At 56.9% G+C, this 5,283-nt stretch carries 6 protein-coding genes and 1 pseudogene; 3 read left to right on the forward strand and 4 right to left on the reverse strand.

Annotation, left to right across the window (positions count from 1 at the left end; translation table 11 throughout):
* A pseudogene (locus tag Q0M74_RS12775) lies at positions 1-401 on the reverse strand (HNH endonuclease); the annotation flags it as partial.
* Positions 402-569: 168 nt separating this feature from the next.
* Between Q0M74_RS12775 and Q0M74_RS12780 the strand changes: the two are divergent.
* On the forward strand, positions 570-1,196 hold the full coding sequence (locus Q0M74_RS12780; RefSeq protein ID WP_293955065.1) for a sigma-70 family RNA polymerase sigma factor: 627 nt from the start codon (positions 570-572) through the stop codon (positions 1,194-1,196).
* The gene (gene rsrA / locus Q0M74_RS12785) at positions 1,193-1,468 is read left to right on the forward strand and encodes a mycothiol system anti-sigma-R factor (protein WP_293955067.1); all 276 of its coding nucleotides are present in this window, start codon (positions 1,193-1,195) and stop codon (positions 1,466-1,468) included. The genes Q0M74_RS12780 and rsrA overlap by 4 nt, the downstream gene beginning before the upstream one ends.
* 335 nt (positions 1,469-1,803) lie before the next feature.
* Here the strand turns inward: rsrA and whcE are convergent, their stop codons facing one another.
* Positions 1,804-2,064, reverse strand: coding sequence for a WhiB family transcriptional regulator WhcE (gene whcE, locus Q0M74_RS12790; protein ID WP_006769534.1), 261 nt, complete (start codon positions 2,062-2,064; stop codon positions 1,804-1,806).
* 569 nt (positions 2,065-2,633) lie between these two features.
* Between whcE and Q0M74_RS12795 the strand changes: the two genes are divergently transcribed.
* Positions 2,634-3,062 carry a hypothetical protein gene (locus Q0M74_RS12795; protein WP_293955073.1) on the forward strand — a complete coding sequence of 143 codons (429 nt, stop codon included), beginning with the start codon at positions 2,634-2,636 and terminating at the stop codon, positions 3,060-3,062.
* A 5-nt stretch (positions 3,063-3,067) separates the two neighbouring features.
* Here Q0M74_RS12795 and Q0M74_RS12800 read toward each other — a convergent pair whose 3' ends face one another.
* Positions 3,068-4,291, reverse strand: a complete 1,224-nt coding sequence (locus Q0M74_RS12800; RefSeq protein WP_293955069.1) for a hypothetical protein — start codon at positions 4,289-4,291, stop codon at positions 3,068-3,070.
* Positions 4,292-4,297: 6 nt separating this feature from the next.
* Positions 4,298-5,283, reverse strand: a 986-nt coding sequence (locus Q0M74_RS12805) for a DEAD/DEAH box helicase (RefSeq protein ID WP_293955071.1), incomplete at its 5' end; no start/stop codon positions are given.

Here is a 5,283-nt window from a genome sequence, read left to right on the forward strand (position 1 = left end):
GCTGCGATGGAGGCTGGCTGCGGTAGGACCTGGTTCTGGCGGGTGGGCGTCAGATAGGCGGCGAGCTGTTCGTCGAAAAGCTCTAGAAATTGTGAGGGGACCTTGCACAGAGCCCGGGTGATGGTATTCAGCCGGGGCATATCCAGATGACCGAGTTTGTCTGCAAGGGCCGATAAAAAAGGAAGCTTTTTAAGAAATCTCACAGTAAAAAGTGATGCTGCGATAAATTTCCGGGGAACGCCGGTGCGAAGATTGATCTTGAGAATGGACGTGGCTAAATCCTCATCATCATCGGGTAGTTGGGCATGCCAGAAGCGGAGTTCTTTTCGATTTCGATGAGTGATTTCGCAGCTCAGTGGGTCAGACGGGTTGGTGACGCCGTAGTAGAATATTTCAGACATGGGAACTCCTTTTAGTAGAAACCTTGTACATATGTTCTAATCTATGGCCCGGACAATGGGGGGTAGCGGATATGAGAACATCCCGCTCAAGCAGTTATCTGACCACCCCCATGGGGTCTGATAACAGCTCGACGTAGAATGGGGAACACGCGTTTTGAAAGGGGCCTCATGGCTGAGAATCGAACCGGCACTGCTGATGATGAAGAGCTGGCCACCCGCTTCGAGGAGGAAGCATTACCCCTCCTTGACCAGCTTTACGGTGGTGCGCTCCGGATGACTCGTAATCCTGCAGACGCAGAGGACCTGGTTCAGGACACCTACATCAAGGCCTATCAGGCATTCGCGAGTTTCCGGCCGGGCACCAACCTCAAGGCTTGGTTGTACCGCATCATGACCAACACCTATATCAACATCTATCGCAAAAAGCAGCGACAGCCCACGCAGACCCCCACCGAGGAAATCACGGATTACCAGCTGGTGGATACCTACTCGCATGCTTCCACGGGCCTGGAATCTGCTGAGGTGGAGGCGTTGAAGAATCTTCCTGATGGGCAGATAGCCAATGCGATGAATGAACTGAGCCCGGAGTTCCGGATGGTCGTCTATTATGCCGATGTGGAGGATCTTGCCTATAAGGAAATCGCCGAAATCATGGGCATTCCGCTCGGAACTGTCATGTCCCGACTGCATCGTGGAAGAAAACAGCTGCGGGGGATGTTGAAGGAAGTAGCGCATGAGCAAGGGATCGGCTTAGGCCACCCTGATATGAAGAAAACTTCGGAGGCAAAGAAATGATCGACAGCAATTGCGGATGCGGCTGTCCACAGGACAATTGCGGCTGCTCCGAGTTCTACGAGACGATGTATCAGCTACTTGATGATCAACTGACAGAAGAGGAATGCAGCCGTCTCCGTGCCCATGCAGCTGAGTGCCCTAATTGTGCACAGCTGCTCACCGCGGAGGCGGAGTTCCGGGATCTCCTGCGTAAATGCTGTTGCCCACCAGCTCCTACCGAGCTGCGGCAAAAGATTTCCTACCGGATCCGGGTGGAATACCGCCGGGGTTAAGGCTGGTGGCAAAAAGAAACCGCCCAGAAGAGAAATTCTCTTCTGGGCGGTTCATTATCCTATTTAGGAATTAGGGCGCTTACCGTGGTTAGCGCCTTTCTTGCGACGATCCTTGCGCTTACGTCCTCGCTTGCTCATGTGAGGTCCTCCTTTTTCTGAATGTTGATCAACCTACAACACTCTAGTCGGTGCCCGTGAGTGGAACAAAGCTGAGGTCAGTAGTTTCACCAGGCTGTGTATTTGGTTATGAATTTTAGTGTTGAGACTCAAGTGTTAGTGAAGAGCCTGCCGGGAAATGGCGAAGGTTTCAAAAACGTGTGGGGAGCGTTGTCTTTTTAGACTGCGATGCGGGCGCGACCGCGACCGCGGTTCTTGCGACGCTTGAGTGCGCGACGCTCGTCTTCGCTCATTCCGCCCCAGACGCCGGCATCCTGACCGGTTTCCAGTGCCCACGCCAGACACTGGGTGGTGACTGGGCAGCGGTTGCATACCATCTTGGCGGATGCGATCTGGGCAAGTGCAGGGCCGGAGTTGCCGACTGGGAAGAACAGCTCTGGGTCTTCTTCGCGGCATACTGCTTCGTGGCGCCAATCCATTTCGATAACTCCTTTTCGAGAAAGCCTGATAATTAGTGTTTTTCGGGCGCGCTACATAGGACCTGGGAAGGTCGCTGGGTAAGTGGAAAGTCCAGGGCATGTCAATGAAGACGCGATCCGCGTCTACTTGTTCACCTGGGGTTAATGTTGCGCTGCACCGAAGTTAAGACTCAGTTTTTACTGTGTTCTTGTTGGTACTTAGAAATCATGTCATGTACACCCAGCGTTGGCTAGACCTAAGTGGCCTTTTGTGGTTAAAGTCACATGGTTTATTGTGGAAAGTACCCCTCGCTGCCGGTCCTCGGTGGGCTGTGTCACATTATTAGTGCCGTCTATTGCTATTGAATAGTTCTTCTGCCTGTGTGTTTGCGGAATGCTGGGGTGTGGGTGGTTCGTTGTGCGGTGTCAAGTTCACAAAAGGTCAACGCAGAAACCAAGGTCATGTGACGCGCGTCTATGAAATCGATTGAGTAATTTCCCAGCGCAAACAACCTCTATAGGACTGTGTTGACTTAGTTATCCGTGGTGGATCCTCGGATGGGTGACATCCAGGTGAACAGCTAGACTCAATTCCCGTGACCACTCCAATCGTGCCGCCCACCATTCGCTGGGGCGGAATCATTGCTCTTATCCAGTCAGCCATTGGCCTCGCTTATGCCTTCTTCCTCCTCTACCGGGAGGTGATGGGCCAGAATGAGAATGACCCCAGCCTCTTCTATGAGAGTGCTGAGGCCAATACCGCCGTGGGAGTGGGAACCGCGGTGGTGATGATCATCGTCTTCGGAACTGTCCTTGCCGGCGCGATCAATATGATGCGTGGGCGTAAGTGGGGACGTGGCCCGATCATCATGCTGAACATCATTCTCTTCCCAGTGTCCTATTACATGGTCACTGGTGGGCAGCCTCTGTGGGCTGGTGCGGTCGTGCTTTCTGCGATTGCCTGCTTTGCGATGATGTTTAACGCACGCTCACTGCACTGGATGGAGAACCAGTACTGACCCCACTACTGGCCTCCGGGGGGTTGGCTGAGGCCGACGATTTCGTCGCCACGCTTTTCCACGATGGTGCTGCCTGCGACCCCGAGTGAGATCTCACCGGTGTATCCGCCCCGGTTGAGGGGGATGGTGTGCAGGGTGTCTCCGGTGTCCCAGTTGGCAACTGCGATGCCCTCAGGCGTCGGATAGAGCAGACGGTTATCGATGGCGATGCCCGTTCCGAGGGCATCGTCGAAGACCTGTCCCACGGACAGTTGTCCGGGTGTGAATAGTGCGAGGCGTTGTCCGTCAAACCAGGACATGTGGTGGGGGAGGTCTGCTGTGGCTGGTTGGAAGGGAGCGTCGGGGAAGTCGGCAGCGTCGACTGCGTGTTCTTCGAGCAGGGTTCCCTCATTGTTGTAGGTCTGGATTCTCGGGGTGGGGGCGTCCAGGTAGACAGCTGCTGAGTCCTGGCCGATGGCTACCAGTCGGGCTTCGGGGGCGTCGATGGTGATGTTGCTGGTGACTTCGGGTTCGCGGGAGTCTTCGGGCGTGGTGTCCTGGAATCGGAGGAAGACACTGCCGTCGGGGCAGGTTTCTGTCACGGCCAGTAGTTCTTTGCGGGTCATGGCTGAGGTGATGGAGCATTGGGGGAAGGGTTGCTGGCCGGCTTCCTGTTTTGCTTCGACTTCGCCGTATTCCACGGTCCGTACCAGGTCGGAGCGCCAGAGTTCCACTCGTTGCTGTCCCAGGATGCCGATGCGGTCATTGGAGGTGATCGGTGCAATGTTGTTGTCGGCTGGGGCGCTACGGGTGGCCTTGTACTGGCCTTGTGTGGCGGTGAGGGATACCACGTCGCCACAGCCCACACCGGTGCGGTAGGTGGCTACGGCTGCTTCGAAACCGGTGGACATCGAGCATAGTTCGATGTCACGTTCATAGGTCCACAGTTGTTCACCGTCGGGGGTGTAACCGGCCAGGGTGTTGGTGTCGGCTGCGACGATGACTCCTCCGGTGATGGAGGGTTTGTGGTTGCCGGGTGTGGTGTCGGGTGCCCGCCAGTTTTCCGTGAGGGTATCCGGGATGGTGGTCAGTGATTGGCTGGCCACAAAGGGTTCCGGTGCTGTGCTCAGCTCGGATCCACGGATGGGGGCTGTAACCCACACTGCTCCCACGGCGATGAGGGAGAGTGCGGTGATGGTGCCTGTCGCGATCCAGTCGGCGCGTGTTCTGCGCAGTGGTTTCTCGGACATGAGGTGTTACTTTCTGCGACGCGGTGTGCGTAGGTTTGCGCCCCCGCCGAGTACCTTTTTCGGTGGTCCGATGCTGCCGCCGACGCCTTCGGGAATGTCCAGTGCCTCATAGAGTTCCGGGGAGGTGGAGAACCACTGTGGGGGGTTGGGTTGGCCGAGTTCGAGTTCGTTGTCGATCACCGTCCATTTGAGCAGTTCGTCATAGCCGACCAGGGTGACGGCGATGCCGGTGTGGCCTGCGCGTCCGGTGCGTCCGATGCGGTGGACGTAGGTCATGGGTTCATCAGGGGTCTGGTAGTTGATGACGTGGGTGACGTCATCAATGTCGATGCCACGTGCTGCCACGTCGGTGGCCACGAGGATTTCGATGGTGCCACTGCGGAAGGCGTTGAGGGAGCGTTCGCGGGCGGGTTGGCCCATGTCGCCGTGAACGGAGCCGACGGAGAAGCCACGTGCACCGAGGTCTTCGGCGACCTGTGCGGCGGTGCGTTTGGTGCGTGTGAAGATGATGGTTTTTCCTCGTCCGCGGGCCTGGAGGATCCGGGCGGTGACGGATTCCTTATCCATGCGGTGTGCCTGGAAGACCACCTGGCGGGTGGAGGCGTGGGTGGCGGAGGAGTCTGCGGATTCCGCCCGGATGTGGACCGGTTTGTGCAGGAAGCTGCGTGCCAGAGTGAGGATCGGTCCCGGCATGGTCGCGGAGAACAGCATTGTCTGATGTTTGTGGGTCAACGCCTTCATGATCTTCTCGATGTCGGGCAGGAAACCCAGGTCGAGCATCTCATCGGCTTCATCAAGCACCAGGATGGCCACCTTGTCCAGTTGCAGGGCTTTGCGCTGGTAGAGGTCTAGGAGGCGCCCGGGGGTGCCCACGACCACGTCGACACGATTGTCGAGGGCGTCGATCTGCTCCTCATAGGGGGTTCCGCCATAGAAGGTGAACACCTTCAGCGGCAGGTTGGCGGCTGCGCGTTCGAGGTCTTCACCGACCT

Origin of the sequence: uncultured Corynebacterium sp. (assembly GCF_945649885.1) — a bacterium.
Classification (GTDB): Bacteria; Actinomycetota; Actinomycetes; order Mycobacteriales; family Mycobacteriaceae; genus Corynebacterium.

Bases quoted from the DNA above. Each gene is read 5' to 3' on its own strand.
- whcE (WP_006769534.1), bottom strand. From the start codon at position 2,064: ATGGATTGGCGCCACGAAGCAGTATGCCGCGAAGAAGACCCAGAGCTG.
- Q0M74_RS12780 (WP_293955065.1), top strand. From the start codon at position 570: ATGGCTGAGAATCGAACCGGCACTGCTGATGATGAAGAGCTGGCCACC.
- rsrA (WP_293955067.1), top strand. From the start codon at position 1,193: ATGATCGACAGCAATTGCGGATGCGGCTGTCCACAGGACAATTGCGGC.
- Q0M74_RS12800 (WP_293955069.1), bottom strand. From the start codon at position 4,291: ATGTCCGAGAAACCACTGCGCAGAACACGCGCCGACTGGATCGCGACA.